General features: G+C 63.1%; 17 protein-coding genes. 4 read left to right on the top strand and 13 right to left on the bottom strand.

Going from position 1 to position 15,714, the window contains the following annotated elements:
• Positions 1-55: 55 nt before the first annotated feature.
• Complete coding sequence (locus tag CAF70_RS07430) at positions 56-634, bottom strand: alpha/beta hydrolase (protein ID WP_085627049.1); 579 nt, start codon at positions 632-634, stop codon at positions 56-58.
• Between the two features lie 221 nt (positions 635-855).
• Here CAF70_RS07430 and CAF70_RS07425 point away from each other — a divergent pair, with 221 nt between their 5' ends.
• Positions 856-1,884 (top strand): AraC family transcriptional regulator, encoded by a 1,029-nt coding sequence (locus CAF70_RS07425; RefSeq protein ID WP_085627047.1) that lies wholly within the window; start codon positions 856-858, stop codon positions 1,882-1,884.
• A gap of 71 nt (positions 1,885-1,955) precedes the next feature.
• Here CAF70_RS07425 and CAF70_RS07420 read toward each other — a convergent pair whose 3' ends face one another.
• From CAF70_RS07420 to CAF70_RS07390, 7 genes are all read right to left on the bottom strand, one after another.
• Complete coding sequence (locus CAF70_RS07420) at positions 1,956-2,972, bottom strand: YeiH family protein (protein ID WP_085627045.1); 1,017 nt, start codon at positions 2,970-2,972, stop codon at positions 1,956-1,958.
• Positions 2,969-3,295: a Rieske 2Fe-2S domain-containing protein gene (locus CAF70_RS07415; protein ID WP_085627043.1), complete on the bottom strand. Its 327-nt coding sequence runs from the start codon at positions 3,293-3,295 to the stop codon at positions 2,969-2,971. The genes CAF70_RS07420 and CAF70_RS07415 overlap by 4 nt, the downstream gene beginning before the upstream one ends.
• Positions 3,292-3,945: a DsbA family protein gene (locus CAF70_RS07410; protein ID WP_085627042.1), complete on the bottom strand. Its 654-nt coding sequence runs from the start codon at positions 3,943-3,945 to the stop codon at positions 3,292-3,294. The genes CAF70_RS07415 and CAF70_RS07410 overlap by 4 nt, the downstream gene beginning before the upstream one ends.
• Positions 3,942-5,255 carry an MFS transporter gene (locus tag CAF70_RS07405; RefSeq protein ID WP_085627040.1) on the bottom strand — a complete coding sequence of 438 codons (1,314 nt, stop codon included), beginning with the start codon at positions 5,253-5,255 and terminating at the stop codon, positions 3,942-3,944. The genes CAF70_RS07410 and CAF70_RS07405 overlap by 4 nt, the downstream gene beginning before the upstream one ends.
• A 187-nt stretch (positions 5,256-5,442) precedes the next feature.
• Positions 5,443-6,495 carry a 3-keto-5-aminohexanoate cleavage protein gene (locus tag CAF70_RS07400; RefSeq protein WP_085627038.1) on the bottom strand — a complete coding sequence of 351 codons (1,053 nt, stop codon included), beginning with the start codon at positions 6,493-6,495 and terminating at the stop codon, positions 5,443-5,445.
• Positions 6,496-6,549: 54 nt separating this feature from the next.
• Positions 6,550-7,398, bottom strand: coding sequence for a TauD/TfdA family dioxygenase (locus tag CAF70_RS07395; RefSeq protein ID WP_085627036.1), 849 nt, complete (start codon positions 7,396-7,398; stop codon positions 6,550-6,552).
• 13 nt (positions 7,399-7,411) lie between these two features.
• On the bottom strand, positions 7,412-8,392 hold the full coding sequence (locus CAF70_RS07390; protein WP_085627034.1) for a quinone oxidoreductase: 981 nt from the start codon (positions 8,390-8,392) through the stop codon (positions 7,412-7,414).
• 229 nt (positions 8,393-8,621) lie between these two features.
• Here CAF70_RS07390 and CAF70_RS07385 point away from each other — a divergent pair, with 229 nt between their 5' ends.
• Together CAF70_RS07385 and osmE are read left to right on the top strand one after the other, a co-directional pair.
• The gene (locus CAF70_RS07385) at positions 8,622-8,828 is read left to right on the top strand and encodes a hypothetical protein (protein ID WP_085627032.1); all 207 of its coding nucleotides are present in this window, start codon (positions 8,622-8,624) and stop codon (positions 8,826-8,828) included.
• 194 nt (positions 8,829-9,022) lie between these two features.
• Entirely contained in the window at positions 9,023-9,379 is a 357-nt protein-coding gene (gene osmE, locus CAF70_RS07380) for an osmotically-inducible lipoprotein OsmE (RefSeq protein WP_085627030.1), read from the top strand.
• 1 nt (position 9,380) lies between these two features.
• On the opposite strand, the gene CAF70_RS07375 is transcribed toward osmE, so the two are convergent.
• On the bottom strand, positions 9,381-9,740 hold the full coding sequence (locus tag CAF70_RS07375; protein ID WP_085627028.1) for a hypothetical protein: 360 nt from the start codon (positions 9,738-9,740) through the stop codon (positions 9,381-9,383).
• 132 nt (positions 9,741-9,872) lie between these two features.
• Here CAF70_RS07375 and CAF70_RS07370 point away from each other — a divergent pair, with 132 nt between their 5' ends.
• Positions 9,873-10,073 (top strand): hypothetical protein, encoded by a 201-nt coding sequence (locus tag CAF70_RS07370; protein WP_085627026.1) that lies wholly within the window; start codon positions 9,873-9,875, stop codon positions 10,071-10,073.
• A gap of 11 nt (positions 10,074-10,084) precedes the next feature.
• On the opposite strand, the gene CAF70_RS07365 is transcribed toward CAF70_RS07370, so the two are convergent.
• The 4 genes from CAF70_RS07365 to CAF70_RS07350 form a co-directional block, all read right to left on the bottom strand.
• Positions 10,085-11,512, bottom strand: coding sequence for a sigma-54 dependent transcriptional regulator (locus CAF70_RS07365; RefSeq protein ID WP_085627024.1), 1,428 nt, complete (start codon positions 11,510-11,512; stop codon positions 10,085-10,087).
• The gene (locus CAF70_RS07360) at positions 11,481-12,974 is read right to left on the bottom strand and encodes a HAMP domain-containing sensor histidine kinase (RefSeq protein WP_085627022.1); all 1,494 of its coding nucleotides are present in this window, start codon (positions 12,972-12,974) and stop codon (positions 11,481-11,483) included. The genes CAF70_RS07365 and CAF70_RS07360 overlap by 32 nt, the downstream gene beginning before the upstream one ends.
• A 293-nt stretch (positions 12,975-13,267) precedes the next feature.
• Entirely contained in the window at positions 13,268-14,731 is a 1,464-nt protein-coding gene (locus tag CAF70_RS07355) for a HAMP domain-containing sensor histidine kinase (RefSeq protein ID WP_085627020.1), read from the bottom strand.
• A 237-nt stretch (positions 14,732-14,968) separates the two neighbouring features.
• On the bottom strand, positions 14,969-15,553 hold the full coding sequence (locus tag CAF70_RS07350; RefSeq protein ID WP_085627018.1) for a lytic transglycosylase domain-containing protein: 585 nt from the start codon (positions 15,551-15,553) through the stop codon (positions 14,969-14,971).
• Positions 15,554-15,714 lie beyond the last annotated feature (161 nt).

The raw sequence follows: 15,714 nt of genomic DNA, 5'->3' as shown, positions 1-15,714 counted from the left end.
TTATTGTTTTTAACGCCGCTCGTCTTTTGCGAGCGTGGCTGGGGCGTCCATGCGCTTATTGCAGGTTGGGCTGATCCAGTCGCTGGATGAAAACCTCGGCCTGCGGCCAAGGGCCAAAGCCGGAGGCCGGGTTGAGGTGGCCGACGGCCCCCAGTGCGACCAGTTCGCTCCCCCAGCCTTGAGCCAGGGTGCTGGCTGCGGCAAAGCTGGCCAGGTGATCGTTACTGCTGGCCGCGACAATGCTGGGGAACGGCAGCGGCTGCTGGGGTAATGGCGTCCAGCCGTGCTCGGCCAGGCTGGCCGGGCTTGGGTAGTGGGCCGGCCATTGCGCGTTCAGGTCGGGTGGCGCCGCCAGCAATGCCCCCTTGATCGGCCGCCAGTGGCGCGCCGCCCAGTGGGCGACCATCAGTACGCCGGCGCTGTGCGCCACCAGAATCACTTCACCCTCGATCTGGTCCAGTTCGCGCTGGATCGCCCCGACCCGGGCCCTGCAGCACAGGCCGTCGACCTGCAGCGGCGGTACGCTGCGCACCTTGGCCAGGCGGCTTGCGAGCAGGGTCTGCCAGTGCTCGGCGACATGGTCGCGCAGGCCGGGGACGATCAGCACGGTGGCAGCGGTTTGCAGTTTTTCCACGGTGAACCTCGTGTGCGGTGTAGCTCTTGAGGTCCACAGTAAACAGCCCACCCACCGGGTGCTTCACATTGGGCGTCAGGGGCTTTTCATTTGATGACAATGGCCAACACAGGGCTTTGCTTTTCAATTCATGACACGCAGGCTATAAAACCAATCAGCCGCTCGCTTTTTGCTCCTGCAAAAAGCAGCAGTTAGCCTGGAAAACATGGATAACAATAAAAATGCCTGCCCTGGTCCGTGCCGCCAGCTTGACCAATTACCTTGAAGTGTCCCGTCACCTGGGCCTCAATCCCCATGCGCTGTTGGCACAGGTTGGCCTTAGTGCCGCGTTGCTCGATGACCCCAACCGGCGCATCCCGGTTGCCAGCGTCATCACCTTGCTGGAGGCCTCCGCCAGCGCCACCCGTTGCGAAAGCTTCGGCCTGCGCATGGCCGAGTTGCGGCAACTGTCGGACTTTGGCGAAATCAGCCTGTTGCTCAGCCACCAACGCACCCTGCGCGATGCGCTGCAGGTGATCGTGCAGTACCGCCACCTGCTCAATGACGCCCTGGCCATTCATATCGAGGAAGCCGGCAAGACGGTGGTCATTCGCGAGGAGGTGATCAACGAACGCGCGCCTTGCAGTCGCCAGGCCACCGAGTTGGCCATTGGCGTGATGATGCGCCTGTGCGCGGCGCTGCTGGGCGCCCACTGGCACCCGATCAGCGCCAATTTCACCCACGCGGCGCCTGCCGACCTGGCCACCCACCGGCGCATCTTCGGCTGCACGCTGGTGTTTGGCAGCGAGTTCAACGGCATCGTCTGCCCGGCCGCCGATCTCGACAGCGCCAGCCCGCAGGCCAACGAGGCCATGGCGCGTCTGGCGCAGCGCTATCTGGACAGCCTGCCGGCGGGCGGCACGCCGTCTTTGGAGCTGGAGTTGCGCAAGACCATCTACCTGCTGCTGCCCATGGGCCGCGCCACCATAGAGCAGGTGGCGCAGACCCAGGGCATGAACGTGCGCACCCTGCAGCGGCGCCTGGAAGAAAGCGGGTTGACCTTCAAGGACCTGATCAACAGCGTGCGCCGTGACCTGGTGATGCGCTACCTGGAAAACCCCGGCTATTCACTGGGGCGTATTGCCGACATGCTCGGTTACTCGATGCCCAGCTCGTTCACCCGCTGGTTCATCGCCCAGTTCGGCATGCCGCCGGCCAGCTGGCGGGCGCAGCGGGATGAGCAGATTGTGTCGGGGCCGCCAGGCGGCTGAGCTGAGATGTGTGGCACCTGTGATATCGAGCGCCGCGCTGGCGGCGCTCGATATCACAGGCGTCACACATCTCAAGCCGAACCCACCCAATGCATCAACGCCAGCACCAAAAGAACAAGAAACACGCTCTCCCCCACCATCAGCGCAATAGGTTTGAGCCCGACCGAGGCCAGCGCCTTGAGTTGGGTTTTCATGCCCAGGGCACTGATCGCCACTACCAGGCAGCCACGCGACAGGTCGTTGATGCCGCCCTGCACCGCAGCGGGCACCCAGCCAGTGCTGTTGACACACGCCAGCAGCAGAAAGCCGACCGCGAACCAGGGTAGCAAGGGCGGCCGCTGGCCACCGGCCTCAAGGCCCTGGCGCCGAGTGATCATGGCCGCGCAGACGATGACCGGCAATAGCATGGCCACCCGCATCAGCTTGACCACGGTGGCGATGTCGCCGGTCTCGGTGGACATGCTGTAGCCGGCCCCCACCACCTGCGCCACGTCGTGGATGGTCGCACCGAGGAAGACCCCGGCCTGCGCCGGGGACAGGTGCAGCCACTGGGCAATCATCGGGTACAGGATCATCGCCACGGTCGACAGCGCCGACACGCCGATCACGGTGAACAGCGTTGCATGCTCCTTGCGCGGGTGCTGGGGCAAGGCGGCTGCCAGCGCCAGCGCCGCCGAGGCACCACAAATGGCCGTGGCACCGCCGGTGAGCATGCCGAACAGCCGTGAAAACCCCAGGGCCTTGGCCACCACCACCGAAACCAGGATCGTCACCACCACCAGGGCCACGACCAAGGCCACGGGCTTCCAGCCCAGGCTGGCGATCTGGTCCAGGGTGATGCGCATGCCAAGCAGCGCCACCCCCAGGCGCAGTACCGTGCGGGCAGTGAACTCGATACCGGCCTTGCAGGGGCCGTCAACCGCGAGAAAGTTCAGCGCCATCCCCAGCAGCAGGGCAAACAGCATGACCGGCGCTGCGTAGTGCTCACTGAGGAAACTGGCGGCCGCGCCAACGATAAGGCTGACCACCACGCCCGGGGCAAGGGTGCGGATACGCTGATGGGTAGCGCTCAGTGCCAGTGTATTCATTGCCCTGCTTCCTCACTGTCAAACACGATGTAGACCTGCCCGCCCTGCTGCTCGACCGGGTAGCTGGCAACCTTCAAGGCCCTGGAATTGACCAGGTAACCGCTGGCCAGGTCAAAACGCAGGCCATGCGCGCAACACTGGATGACACGGCCCTCCAGCCGCCCGCCGCACAACGACGCGCCCTGGTGCGGGCAGCTGTCTTCAATGGCATAGAGCGAGTCGGCAACGTTGAACAGCGCCACGCTGCGCCCTTCGCAGGACAACAGCACACGGCCGTCACGTTCCGGCACCTGATGAGGGGCCAGTGCAATACGCCGGGTCATGCCTTCTCAACCTCCTGCAGCGCTTCGGTCATGGCTGCAAACAGCACCTCGGCAGGCTGGGCACCCGCAATGAGCGGCCCTTGATTGAAACGGAAACGCGGCACGGCACTGCCTGCGCGCCTTGCCCCACCGAGGAACGGGCTACCGTCGTCACGCAAGCAGTCGATTATCTGTACGGCGTCCAGCCCGCAACACTGCGCGATGTCGAGCAAGGTTCGGCTATCCCCCAGATCGCGCCCCTGGTGAAAATAGGCGATGAACAACTGTGCCAGCAGGGCTTCCAGCTGCGATGGTTCAAGCAACTGAGTAGCGCGTTGCAGCAACCGATGGGCATTGCCGGTGTTTGGCATGCGGCGAATACGCGAGAAGTCGATGTCCTCGCCTACCACGCGGGCAGCGGCGCGCACCTGGGCCTGGCGCTCGCGCACGGCCTCCTCGCTGCCCAGGCGTTGCAGGTAAAAGGCATGGAACGGCTCGCCACTGGCGGGCAGGCCAGGCAACAACTGCACACCTCGCCATTGCAGTTGTACCTGCACTTGCGGCTGTTCGCGCTGCAACAGCAACAGGGCAGCCTGCAGGTGCCGCTGGCCAATCAGGCACCACGGGCAGACGAAATCGAAGAACACTTCGACGGACAAAAGCTGTTTCACGGTTTCATCTCCCGGGGTGCGGCAGCGTCGCCTGCCGGTGCATGCAGACGTTCCATGTCGCGGTGGTAATGGCGTTTGGCGAGGAAAAACACTGCCGCCGCACCAATGCTCATCAGCGGCACCAGCTGAAAGGCGGCATGCAGGCCGATCAGGTCAGAAACGCGCCCGGTGATCAGCGGCCCGGTGGCCAGGCCCAACAGGTTGTTGGCCAGGGTCAGGGTGGCGAACGCGGTGCCGTGTACCGCGGCGTGGGTGAGGTTGGCGACCATGGCACTGGACGGGCCGTTGGTGCCGGCGGCGATCATCATGCCCAGACAGATCAGCACCAGTTGCGCGGTGCCGGCTGGCAACGCGAACGCGAGGGACAACAGTGCGCAACTGCCCAGGCAATAGGCAATGGCCAGGCTGATCTTGCGATCCGGGCGCTGCCGCCCGAGGCGGTCGCAGAGCATCGCGCAGAGGATCATGCCAATGCCGCTGCACAACACGATGACGGCGGCAATCGCCCCGGCGCGGTCAGTGCCCATGGCGTAATAGCGGTTCAGGTAGCTGGGCATCCACACGATCACAGTGCCGCCGACAAACAGTTGCAGCCCGCTACCGACGTAGGCCGCAAGGACCGAACGGCTACTGTAAAGGGTGCGCAGCGGGCGGCCGGCACTGCCTTGCGCCTGCTGCGCGCATCGAGGCGCAATACGCGCCTCCTTGACAATCAGCGGGTATAACATCGCCAGCACCAGGCCGAACAGCGCCATGCCGGCAAATGCCCAGCGCCAGCCCAGGTGCTGGGCCAGCACACCGCCCAGGGCCATGCCCAGTACCGAGCCGAACATGCCGCCCGCCATGAAGGCACCGGCCAGGGTCGAGCGCATGTCGCGGGGGAACACGGCGACCACCACGGCAATGCCGACGCTGCCGTAGGCAGCCTCGCCGACTCCGACCAGAAACCGCGCGATGAACATTTGCGGGTAGTTTTCTGCCAGGGCGCAGCCGAGGGTGGCCAGGCTCCACAGAACTGCCATCAGCACCAGGCTGCGCACCCGGCCGAAGCGGTCGGCCAGCAGCGACAGCGGGAACGTCAGCAGGCCGACCATCAGCGCGACGATACCGCTGAGCAGGCCGAGCTGGCTGTCGCTCAAGGCCCATTCGCCCTTGAGCAGCGGGAAGACCGCATTGAGCACCTGGCGCGACATGTAGTCGGAGATCAACAGGCCGAAGGTCAGGGCGAAGACCACCCAGGCATAGCGCCGCGGGACGCTGTGGGCAGTGTCGGTGCCGGAATCTTCGGCACTGGCGAGGTAGGTGGCCATGTTGCCTCCTTGGGTGTGGGGCGTAAGGTTGTTCTTGTTGTTATGGGTTACAGCCAACATTCATGTTGCTTTTGCGGGCCTCTTCGCGGGCTCGCCCGCTCCCACAGGGACAGCGCGGACCTTTGGCCAGTGCCGCACCTGTGTGAGCGGGCATGCCCGCGAAGAGGCCGGGCCTGCCGTATCAGTATCAGCCGCGCTGCGGCACGCCCTTCACACCCGGCTGGCGATTCGGTGCCATGCCGTTGGCCTTGAGGGTCTGCTCGATGCTGTCGTATTGCTGCCCGATGCGGTAGATGGCGCGAGCTTCCTTGCCGCTGGCAATCTCGCGGCCCAGCTCGTGGGCCACGCGCACGGTCTGCTGGATCTGCTGCACCGAGGTGAAGCGCTTGCCCTGCTGGTCGATGATGGTGTCTTCGTTGCCGCAGCGCGGGTGCAGGCCCATGGCCAGGGCCATGGTGTTGAACGGCAGCACGTTCTTGAGCAACGATTCGGCGGTCAGGGTGCAACCGTCCGGCGCGCGGTGGATGAAGTTGAAGAAGTTGAACGGGTTGGGCCCGTCGAAGCCGCCGCCAATGCCGATCCAGGTAAGGTTCAGCGGGCCCATGTAGTCACCGCGGCGGACGATGCGCTCGAGCGTCTCCAGGGCATGCATGCCGGTCAGCTGGAAATGCGGCTGGATGTTGCTGGCCTGCAGACGGCGCAGGTGTTCACGTACCCAGGCCGGGCCGGCCGGCACGGTCATTTCGCTGTAGGCGGCATGAATCGCCGGGCTGGCCAGCGAGGTGCCTTCCAGGTACTCGGGGTACAGCAGCTCCATGATGTTCATCTGCGTGGTGTTGATGGCCACGGTCACCTGGTCGGGGCGCGGCGTCAGCTCGGCGAGCATGTGCCGGGTGTCGTCCGACAGCCACTTGGCCGCCTCGCCTTCGCTTTCCGGGGCGAAGGAAATCGACCCGCCAACCTGGATGATCATGTCCGGCACCGCTTCGCGCACCCCGGCGATCAGCTCGTTGAACTTGGACAGGCGCTTGGAGCCCTTGCCGTCCAGTTCGCGCACGTGCAGGTGCAGTACGGTGGCACCGGCCTCATAGCAGTCGACAGCCTTCTGCACCTGCTCGTCCATCGTCAGGGGGATATCTTCAGGGAAGTCTTCGGGCATCCACTCCGGGCCATAGGGGGCCACGGTGATCACCACCTTTTCCATGTTTTCCGGGTGCAACGAATCGTCGAAGAATTGCATGCTGTAGTCCTCGCTATTGTTATTGTGCGGTTGCCGCCAGCGACGGCGACGAACTCAGAACGTGGGGCTGCCCTTGATCCCGGCGCGCTCCATCTTGCGGTGGCACGGCGGGTAGTCCATGACGGCGTAGTGCTGGGTGCTGCGGTTGTCCCAGATCGCCACGCTGTTGGGCTTCCAGCGCCAGCGCACCTGGTACTCCGGCAGGTAGGCCTGGCTGATCAGGTAGCGCAGCAGGTCGCTGGCACCGGGGTTGGCGTCCTGCCCGAAGCGCACCCGCTGCGGGGTGTGGTAATTGCTGAAGTGGGTGGTGAAAGCGTTGACGAACAGCACCTGCTCGCCGGTTTCCGGGTGGGTGCGCACCACCGGGTGCTCGGCATCGGGAAACTGCGCCTTCAGCGCCAGGCGCTTTTCCAGCGGCATGGCGGCGCCAAAGCTGGCCTCGATGCTGTGGCGGGCGCGCAAGCCTTCGATCCTGGCCTTTACATCGGCTGGCAGGTTCTCGTAGGCCAAGACCATGTTCGCCCACATCGTGTCACCGCCCACGGGCGGGCATTCGATGCAGCGCAGCACACAGCCCATCGGTGGTGCCTCGCGCCAGGTGGCGTCGGTGTGCCAGGCATTTTCATAGCGGTCGTTGGGCTGGTCCGGGCGCTTGTAGATCTGCACGAGCCCAGGGTGTTCCGGGTCGCTGCCGGCCACCGGGTGGTCTTCCAGGTCGCCGAAGCGGCGGGCGAACGCCACGTGTTCGGCGCGGCTGAAGTGCTGATCACGCAGGAACAGCACACGGTGCCGGAGCAACTGCGCGCGAAGCTGGGCGAACAGGTCGTCGTCGTGGATCGCGTCGGCCAGGTTGACCCCACTTACCTCGGCACCGATCGCGCAAGTCAGTTGTTCGATGTGCATGCTGCTGCCCCCTTCAGATGAGGAAGATCGACGAGCCGGTGGTCTTGCGCGCTTCCAGGTCACGGTGGGCCTGGACGGCATCCTGCAGCGCGTAATGCTGGTTGATCTCGATACGAATGCGCCCGCTACCGACGTGATCGAACAGCTCGCCGGCCAGGTCGGCCTTTTCCGCCGGGTCGGCGATGAAGTCGGCCAGTGCCGGGCGGGTGAGCTGCAACGAGCCCTTGATCGCCAGTAACTGCGGGTCGAACGGCGGGATGGTGCCCGACGCCGTACCGACGCAAACCATCAGGCCACGGCGCTTGAGCGAATCAAGCGAGCCCATGAAGGTGTTCTTGCCAACGCTGTCGAACACCACATTCACCCCTACCCCGTCGGTCAGCTCACGCACCCGCGTGGCCACGTCCTCGACGCTGTAGTTGATGACGTGGTTGCAGCCATGGGCGCGAGCTACCTCGGCCTTGGCCTCGGTGGACACCGTGCCGATCACGTTCAGCCCCAGCAGCTGCGCCCACTGCGCGACGATCAGACCAACCCCTCCAGCAGCAGCATGCAGCAGCACGCTGTCGCCAGGTTTGAAATCATGCAGCCGGCGCAGCAGGTAGGCAGAGGTCAGGCCGCGCATGGTCATGGCGGCGGCAGTTTCGAAGGCGATGGTATCCGGCAGCTTGATCAGCGCGGCGGCGGGGATCAGGCGCTCGGTGCAGTAAGCACCCAGGGTGTTGAGGAAACCGGTGTAGGTAACCCGGTCACCCACTGCCACCTGGGTCACACCCTCGCCCACCGCTTCTACCACGCCAGCCGCTTCCACACCGATGCCGTTGGGCAGCGGAATCGGGTAAGTGCCGTTGCGGAAATAGGTATCGGCATAGTTCAGGCCCACCGCCACCTGGCGCAAGCGCACCTGCCCCGGGCCGGGCTCGCCGACTTCGGCTTCCTCGTAGCGCAACACCTCGGGGCCACCGGTCTGATGGAAACGTACGACTTTGGACATGCTTGTCTCTCCAATCATCGATCTGGACGCATGGCGTCAGTTCTGGGTGATTGGACTGTATGCCCTTGGTCGGCGGGGCGCTTCGCATCGGACGACAGCGAGTTTTCATTTGATGACAACCTGGGCGATGACCTGCCGTTCACGAAAATCGCGTTTTCTTCATGAGTTTCCTTGATGCTTACCCATGCCCAGACTAATACTTAAATCTCTGCCTGGGGAGGCACGAAAAATGCAACCAAGATTCGTTATCGTTCCCGCTGTGCCAATCGAAAAGGAGTCGTTCCGCGTGGGTAGCCGCTATTACGCCGCTACTGTTTGTGGGGGATTCGACATTTACGACAACCAGGCGAAGGAGCGGCTCAAGCCCAGTTATCCCAGCAGGACGGCTGCGCAGGTGCAGTGTGAGCAGATGAACAAGCGCGGTGATGCAGGCTGATCGCGGGCGATAGCCGTGGGAGATTCTTTAGCCGCGAACACCGGCGAAGCCGGTGCCATGCACCGCGAAAGCCACTCCCAAAAACCGCTTGCGAACTCGGTTCTCTGCGCGACAGCGCAGCCCAAAGGGCTGGGTGATCTCCCACAAGGCTCGCACCAGCTTTGAGAATGGGCGTCCTCTACTGGAGTACTGCCATGCACAAACCCTTTCACGCGCTGCTCCTTGCCCTGGCAGCGCTTTCAGCCTGCTCGTCCAATTCCGCGCTATACCACGACCAGCCGCTGGTGGCGAAAGTCGCCAATGGCATGAGCAGAGACCAGGTCATGCAAGTTGGCGGCAAACCCGATGCGGTGACCGAACGCACCGTGGTGCCCGGCACCTGCCTGGACTATATGCTGACCAAGGGCGAAAACCGACAACCCTACAGCGTCAGCTTCGACGCCACCGGCAAAGTGGACAATACCGCTTTCATGACCTGCGCCGAGTGGAGCAATGCCCAGCGCCGGGCACGCCTGCCCAGCATGGGTGGCTCAAGCGGCTCGGGCTATTGATTCAGTCCAGGCATTCCTTGGCAGCCTGGCGCAGTTTATCGCCAGACAGGAAGCTGCCCTTGTAGAACGTTGCGCGGCTACCCTCGCGGTAATCGACTACGTCCAGCACATCATCGGATGCCACGGCACTGGGTGCCGTCAACCGGTAGCCGTGGGCGATCGATTTCTGCGTGGCCTGTGGTGCCAGCGCTTGCCACTTGGGCAGTACGCAGGCGGCATACTGCTGGGGCGATTTGTGGGTCAGTTTGCTGGCAGTGGGTTTGCCAGGGGTTGCACAGCCGGCAAGGCCGGCGACCAGCACAGCGGCGACAAAGATGCGAAACGTAGACATTTGCAATTGGCCATCAACGATACGCTGCATTTTAACCAGGGTTGTGCCGGCTTACCAATCAACCAACGTCGCGCTGCAGGCTGCACCTGACATTTCTGCCAGTAGCATGAATGAGTGAAGGCTGGGAAAGTGGGGCTGTCAATTGCCTTCGGAGCACGCACCATGCAAAACAACACCGACAGAACGCACTTCTTCTATCAGAATGGAAAACTCATCACCCTGAAGACAGGCGAACAAGGCCGCAGCATTTTTCGTACTGCCGAAGTGCCGCTTGCCGAGCAACAAACGCAAGGTACGTCCTCCACCGCCCTGCTGGGAACGGACCTCAGCGGTTCAGTGCTGAACGTGCAGGAACACACCTGACCGTACGTTGCTTACCACTGGCGTTTGTCCGGTCTGGTCAGCCCCAGCTTTTCGATCCGGTAACGCAGCATGTCCCGCGACAGCCCAAGCATGCGTGCCGATTTGGTCACGTTCCAGTCCGTGCGGTCCAGGGTCTTGCAGACCAGGTCACGCTCCATGTCCGGCAGACTGGTGCCGGGCTCTGGTTCGTGCCGGGGTATCTCGTACACCGCAGGCGCGGCCTGCTGCACCAGTGGCTCGTCGATCAGGGTCATGCACAGGTTCAATTGATGCGCCTGCACCACTTCGTTGGGCGCCAGCAGCACGGTCTGCTCCAGCATATTGCGCAGTTCGCGCACATTGCCCGGCCAGCTATAACCGAGCATCAGGTTTTCCGCCTCGGCGGAAAAGCGCAGGTTCGGCTTGCCATAACGCCGACCATGATGGGCCAGGAAATGCCGCGCCAGTAGCAGCACGTCCTGCCCGCGGGTATACAGACGCGGCACCTTCAGGGCAATGATGCGCAGTCGGAAGAACAGGTCGCGGCGGAACTTGCCCTGCTGCACCATCTGCTCCAGGTTGCAGTTGGTAGCACTGATCACCCGCAGGTCGACCTTGCGCTCCTTCACCGCGCCGATCCGACGGATGCTGCGGTCTTCCAGCAACTTGAGCAGCTTGGCTTGCAACACAAGGTCCATCTCGCCAATCTCGTCGAGGAACAACGTGCCGCCATCAGCAGCCTCCACCAGGCCCACCCGGCGCTCCTTGGCATCGGTAAAGGCGCCCTTCTCGTGGCCAAACAGTTCGGCCTCCAGCAGGTTCGCCGGGATCGAGGCGCAGTTGAACTCGATAAATGGCCCTTTGCTGCGCGAGCCATCGAAATGCAAGGCGCGGGCCACCAGCTCTTTGCCGGTACCGGTCTCGCCTTCGATCAACACCGGTGGCAGGTCGTCGCTGGCCATGCGCCGCTCGGCATCCAGCACCTGGCGCAGGGTGTGCTTGAGGGTGAGCATCGTCGGTGATTCGCCGATCAACGCCTGCAACCCGGATTTCTGCGCCTCGCGCTCCTGATAGAACGATAACGTACGCTCCATGCGCTCGGCGGCCAGTGCCTTGTCCAGGGTCAGCTTGAGCTCAGCCAGTACCACCGGCTTGGACAGGTAATGGAAGGCGCCCTCCTTCATTGCCTGCACGGCATCTTCGACATTGCCGTAACCCGTCATCATGATCACTTTAAGCCCCGGCACCTGCGCCACCAAGGTGCGCAGCAGGTCGTGCCCGCTCATGCCCGGCAGCGAGTTGTCGGTCAGCACCGCATCGGGCTGGGCCCGCTTGATCTGCTCCAGCGCCAGCTCCGCGCTGTGGCACACGGTGACCTCGAAGCCCTTGAGGCTGAGGTAGGTGCGAATGTTATCGGCAAGGATTTCATCATCCTCGACTACCAGGATGCTGTGCTCCATGGTCCCCTCCCGCTGCAATATTGAATGTGAGGCTTACGCGGGTTCCTTCCTCTTCGCGGCTGCTCAGGCTGACCGAGCCGCCAAAACGCTCCATGATGCGCTTGACCAGGGCCAGGCCTACGCCGAGGCCGCCCTGCTTGGTGGTGTAGAACGGCTTGAACACCATCCGCTCCTGCTGTTGGCTCATGCCCTTGCCGGTATCGCTAAGGACGAACTCGGCCCGCTGCCCCTCCTGCACATTGACCTGGGCGCGCAGCATACCGCCGTCAGGCATGGCTTCCAGGGCATTGGAGAACAGGGTATTGAGAATTTGCGTGAGCTGTAGCGGCTGGCTGGCCACCCACTGTGACCCAGGGCCTTCGTAGCAAAAGCGCACACCGTTGCGTTCGATCTGCTGGCTGAAGGCCAGGTGGGTGTCCTCGATGGCCATCACCAGGTCAACGGCCTCGGCGTCGTCACTGGTCGGGCGCAGCGACACCAGCAGGTCACGCACCCAGCGCGACATGCGGTCGACCTGGCTGATGATGTCGGTGATGTTCTTCTGCGCCGCGGGGTTGGCGATTTCCTGTGCCAGTTCGGCGCTGGAGCGAATGTTGGCCAGCGGGTTGCGCAAGCTGTGCGCCACCGCCGAGGACATTTCGCCCAGGGCCACATAGGTTTCACTGGCGACCAAGCGGTCCTGTTGCAGGTGCAGCAGTTGCGCCGCGCGGCGCACGATCCAGAACAGGCCGAAGTAGACCAGCGCACCACCCACCAGGGTCGAAGACCAGATCAGCACATAACCGCGCTGGATGCGTCTGACCAGGTCTTGCGGCTCCTTGTAGATTTCCACCATGGCCAGCACCTGCTCGCCCTGGCTATCGAACAACGGGATGTAGTTCTCGATGAACAGGTAACGTGGCTCACGCTGGAACCTCTGCTCCTCGCGGTCATCCTCGGCCTGGTGATAGCTGGCCGACACCGCCTTGCGCGAACGAAAGGCGCGGTCGAGGTCGCCATCCGCCTCGATGCGCTTGCCGATGAGCTCCCGGTTGGTCGACCAGACGATGGTGCGGTCGCGTGCATAGACGTTGGCCAGCAAGGTGTCAGGCAGGTGCTCGACATGGTCGAGAAACTCGACCCGGGTCGATTCCGCCAGCGCCGGGGTAAACTGCAAGTGCTGCTGGTCCAGGCGCGGGTCAAGCAACTCGCCCATGGTGGTGCCCGGCGGCAACTGCGAATGACGCACTTCGGCCTGGGCCATGGCCTGGATGAACTGGGCCGTGAGCATGGCATCGCGCTCGACACTGTCGCGCACAACGAAACGCGTCGACACATAACCCAGCCCGCCTGCCACCGAGGCGATGATCAGCAGGCTGATGACCGAGAACCAGCGCAGCAGATTGAATTCGCGCAATGGCACGGCCACACTGCTGGCGGTAGTACTGGCCTTGTCGGGAACTTGATTATCAAGCATCTGCATCGCGTGCTTCCCGCGCAGGGCGTCCGTTGAGAAATGCATCAAGGCGACGAACAGTAGCCAATTGATAGCACTCCACCCGTGCAGCCGCAGCTGCCATTTGTCGTGTGTTGCGCTCCGCCTGTTACGTAGCAAAAACCCAGCCAGCAACTTCAAACATTTTGTTAATTCTTATGAATCATGGACTTACCGGCTTTTCATGAACCTGAATGGAGATGAATTCCCCACATTTGGGGATTTATTACCCAATAAACAACAAACCTTTATAAACAAGAAGATATGAACATTTATTAATGTCAATCAGAAGGTATTGCCAGCCGGAAACTCAGCGAAACCCGGGTGCCATGCCCTTCGCTGCTGCTGAGCCGGACACTGCCACCGAAGCGTTCCATGATGCGTTTTACCAACACCAGCCCCACGCCCAACCCACCCTGCTTGGTGGTGAAGAAAGGTCGGAACGCCATGCGCTGCTGCTCTTCGTTCATACCTTTGCCGTTGTCGGAAAGGCGCAGTGTCAGGTTACGCCGGTCGTGACGCACCACCTCGACACGCAACCGCCCACCGTGCTCCATCGACTCCAGGGCGTTGGCGATCAGGCTGCTGAAAATCTGCCGCAGTAAAGCCGGGTGCCCCAGCACCTGTACCACTGGTAACGGTTGCAGATCCAGGCTCACGCCGCCGCGTGCCAGCGGCATCGCATAGGCCTGCAGGCTTTCCTGCAATGCCAGCGGCAAATCCACCGCCACTGCCTCATCGTTGAGCGGACGCAATGATTGCAACATCTGGCGGATCCACTGCGACATGCGGTCAACCTGGCCGATGATGTCGTTGACATTGCGCTGCGCCGGGCCATCGTCGAACGCCTGGGCCAGTTCGGCACTGGAACGGATGCTGGCCAGCGGGTTGCGCAGGCTGTGGGCCACCGCCGACGACACCTCACCCAGTGCCACATAGGTTTCGTTGCTGATCAGGCGCTTCTGCTGCACCGCCAGCAGGCGCGCAGCGCGGTGCATGATGCCGTACAGGCCGACGTAGACCAGGCCGGCACCGACAGTGATCGCCAGCCAGATCAGGATCAGGCCATGTTCGATGCGCACGATCAGGTCGTGGGGCTCTTTGTAGATCTCGACCATTGCCGTGACCTGCTCGCCATCGGCATCGAACAGCGGAATGTAGTTCTCGATGAACAACTGCTCGGGCGGGGTGACGAACTTCTGCTCGGCGCGGGCCTGTTCGAAGTTGTGGTAGCTGGCCGAGACTCGCATCTTGTATTCGAAGGCCTGCTCCAGGTCGTTGTCGCCCACTATCAGCTTGCCGACCAGCGCCGGGTTGCTGGACCAGATCACCGTACGGTCCGGAGCATAGATGTTGGCCAGCAGCATGTCGGGCAGGTGGGCGATGTGGTCGAGAAACTCGCCACGCGCCCTGCGCCGGGCGTCCGGGTCGACGTCGAGCAGGTTGGCGTGGTCGGTGCGCGGGTCAAGCAGCTCACCCATGGTGCGCACATTCGGGATCGACACATGGCGCACTTCGGCATCGGCGATGGAGGTGATGAACTGTGCGGTGAGCAAGGCGTCGCGTTCGATGCTCTCGTTGATGATGAAACGGCTGGAGATCACCCCCAGCCCGACCGCTACCGAAAGGATGATGGCCAGGCTGACCCAGGCATACCAGCGCAGCATGTTGAACGGCTTGCGTGAGGCGGGCAACTCGCTACCGGCAGGCACTTCAATAGCGTCGGAACGAGGGGCGATGTCCATGACGGACTCCACAACTGGGCACCTTCAGAAGGTTATAGCCCAGAGTTGGGGAAACCATCGGGTCGGCTTGCTGGCATCCGCCGAAGGGTATGGTTCACGGTCATTCGAAGTACGTCGACGCTGTAGGAGCGGGCGTGTCGAGGCGTCGAACCGCCGCGAACACCGGCGCAGCCGGTGCCTTTTACCGCGTCGCTTGCTTCGCGGGCACGCGCGCTCCCACAGAGAAAATTGCAGAGGCTAATCACCCACCACCCCCTGCAACCTGCGGTACTCGCGCAGCACATTGGGCACATAGCGCCGGGTCTCGGCGAACGGCGGTACGCCGCCCCGGCGCAGTACCGCGTCGGGGCCGGCGTTGTAAGCCGCCACGGCCAGGGTGATGTCATTGTCGAACAGGTCGAGCATGCGCTTGAGGTAGCGGGCCCCACCCTGCACGTTGTCTTCCGGGTCCAGGCGGTTTTCCACGCCCATCTCGCGGGCGGTATCCGGCATCAGTTGCATCAGTCCCACCGCGCCCGCTGGCGAACGGGCCTTGGGGTTGTAGCCGGACTCGGCCTTGATCACCGCATGCAGCAACGCCGGGGGTACGTCGTGGGTGCGCGCCGCCGCGGCGACCAGCTTGGCGTAGGGGCGGCCGGTGATGAGCTGCGCGTTGGCCGGGCCGGCCTGGGCCTTCGGCTCGCTGATCACCGTTTCATAGAGGCGCCCGGGTCGATGGACGTTGGTCAGTATGTAGCTGCCTTTGGCGTCGATGGAAATGTACACATCGGCCTGGGCAGCACCTGCCACCAGCCAGATCAAACCGAGAATGAGTCCACGCATGTCGGTCGCCTCTTCGTGGTTCCCCCGATGTTGGGGGATATACCCCGGAAATCCCGGGGTCGATGACCACGACGCAAGCACTGTGCCGCTTTGCGTGCCGCATGCTGCAAGGTGCCGGGGCAGGCGTGCACGGCTGTTGCATGGAGCCTGCAAAAGCTTGT

Origin of the sequence: Pseudomonas sp. B19(2017), from assembly GCF_002113165.1 — a bacterium.
In the GTDB taxonomy this organism is placed as follows: Bacteria; Pseudomonadota; Gammaproteobacteria; order Pseudomonadales; family Pseudomonadaceae; genus Aquipseudomonas.
Note: the sequence above shows the minus strand (reverse complement) of the source record. Positions and strands in the feature narration are given on the sequence as shown.

What these genes read in the sequence shown, in the direction of transcription:
- CAF70_RS07425 (WP_085627047.1), top strand. Translation starts at nt 856, where the DNA reads ATGCCTGCCCTGGTCCGTGCCGCCAGCTTGACCAATTACCTTGAAGTG.
- CAF70_RS07420 (WP_085627045.1), bottom strand. Translation starts at nt 2,972, where the DNA reads ATGAATACACTGGCACTGAGCGCTACCCATCAGCGTATCCGCACCCTT.
- CAF70_RS07415 (WP_085627043.1), bottom strand. Translation starts at nt 3,295, where the DNA reads ATGACCCGGCGTATTGCACTGGCCCCTCATCAGGTGCCGGAACGTGAC.
- CAF70_RS07405 (WP_085627040.1), bottom strand. Translation starts at nt 5,255, where the DNA reads ATGGCCACCTACCTCGCCAGTGCCGAAGATTCCGGCACCGACACTGCC.
- CAF70_RS07400 (WP_085627038.1), bottom strand. Translation starts at nt 6,495, where the DNA reads ATGCAATTCTTCGACGATTCGTTGCACCCGGAAAACATGGAAAAGGTG.
- CAF70_RS07395 (WP_085627036.1), bottom strand. Translation starts at nt 7,398, where the DNA reads ATGCACATCGAACAACTGACTTGCGCGATCGGTGCCGAGGTAAGTGGG.
- CAF70_RS07390 (WP_085627034.1), bottom strand. Translation starts at nt 8,392, where the DNA reads ATGTCCAAAGTCGTACGTTTCCATCAGACCGGTGGCCCCGAGGTGTTG.
- CAF70_RS07385 (WP_085627032.1), top strand. Translation starts at nt 8,622, where the DNA reads ATGCAACCAAGATTCGTTATCGTTCCCGCTGTGCCAATCGAAAAGGAG.
- osmE (WP_085627030.1), top strand. Translation starts at nt 9,023, where the DNA reads ATGCACAAACCCTTTCACGCGCTGCTCCTTGCCCTGGCAGCGCTTTCA.
- CAF70_RS07375 (WP_085627028.1), bottom strand. Translation starts at nt 9,740, where the DNA reads ATGCAGCGTATCGTTGATGGCCAATTGCAAATGTCTACGTTTCGCATC.
- CAF70_RS07370 (WP_085627026.1), top strand. Translation starts at nt 9,873, where the DNA reads ATGCAAAACAACACCGACAGAACGCACTTCTTCTATCAGAATGGAAAA.
- CAF70_RS07365 (WP_085627024.1), bottom strand. Translation starts at nt 11,512, where the DNA reads ATGGAGCACAGCATCCTGGTAGTCGAGGATGATGAAATCCTTGCCGAT.
- CAF70_RS07360 (WP_085627022.1), bottom strand. Translation starts at nt 12,974, where the DNA reads ATGCAGATGCTTGATAATCAAGTTCCCGACAAGGCCAGTACTACCGCC.
- CAF70_RS07355 (WP_085627020.1), bottom strand. Translation starts at nt 14,731, where the DNA reads ATGGACATCGCCCCTCGTTCCGACGCTATTGAAGTGCCTGCCGGTAGC.
- CAF70_RS07350 (WP_085627018.1), bottom strand. Translation starts at nt 15,553, where the DNA reads ATGCGTGGACTCATTCTCGGTTTGATCTGGCTGGTGGCAGGTGCTGCC.